The sequence below is a fragment of the Actinosynnema sp. NPDC059797 genome, from assembly GCF_042732085.1.
GTDB lineage: Bacteria > Actinomycetota > Actinomycetes > Mycobacteriales > Pseudonocardiaceae > Actinosynnema.
This window is the reverse complement of sequence record NZ_JBHWIE010000366.1, coordinates 5,950-6,912: the sequence shown is the minus strand read 5'-3', so window position 1 is coordinate 6,912 and position 963 is coordinate 5,950. Positions and strand designations below refer to the sequence as shown.

1 protein-coding gene is annotated in these 963 nt (G+C 74.7%); it reads left to right on the top strand.

From position 1 onward, the window contains the following. Positions 1 to 164 precede the first annotated feature (164 nt). Positions 165 to 963: cyclic nucleotide-binding domain-containing protein (locus ACFV4N_RS37215; protein ID WP_499677369.1), on the top strand; the 799-nt coding region annotated here is incomplete at its 3' end.

Genomic DNA, 963 nt, shown 5'->3' with positions numbered 1-963 from the left:
CCCGCGGGCTGGGACCTCGACCGGCCGCCGTACCACCTGGAGACCAGCCTGCCGGGCGTGTTCGTGGCGGGCGACGTGCGCGCGGAGTCGGTCAAGCGGGTCGCCTCGGCCGTCGGCGACGGCGCGATGGCCGTGTCCCTGGTCCACCGCTACCTGGAGCGCTCGTGAACACCGACGACCTGCGCGGCCTGTTCCTGTTCGAGCACCTGTCCGAGGAGCAGCTCGCGTGGCTGGTCGCCCACGGGCAGGTCGAGACCCACGCCGCCGGCACGCGCCTGCTGCGCGAGGGCGAGCCCGCGACGTGCTTCTTCGTGCTGCTCGACGGCACCGTGGCGCTCAGCCGCACGATCGGCGGCCAGCGCGTGGAGACCAACCGCACCGACCACCGGGGCTCGTACTTCGGCGCGACCCAGGCCTACATCGGCGCGGAGGCGCCGGTCGGCAAGGGCTACCAGATGAACGCCGACGCGATCACCGACGTGCGGCTGTACCAGTTGCCCGCCGACGACTTCGGCGCGGTGTTCCGCGAGTGGTTCCCGATGGCCGTGCACCTGCTGGAGGGCCTGTTCTTCGGGATGCGCAACACCCAGCGGGTGATGGGGGAGCGGGAGCGGCTGCTCGCGCTGGGCGCGCTGTCGGCCGGGCTGACCCACGAGCTGAACAACCCGGCGGCGGCGGCCGTGCGGGCGACGTCGGCGCTGCGGGAGCGCGTGGCCGGGATGCGGCACAAGCTCGCGCTGCTGGCGGGCGGCTCGCTCGACCCGGCCACGCTGCCCGCGCTGGTGCGGTTGCAGGAGGGCGCGGTCGAGCAGGTGGCCAAGGCCGTCGAGCTGGGGCCCATGGAGGCCGCCGACCGGGAGGACGAGCTGGCCGACTGGCTGGCCGACCACGGCGTCGACGGCGGCTGGGACCTCGCGCCCGTGCTGGTCGCGGGCGGGCTGGACGTCGACTGGCTGGAGCGGG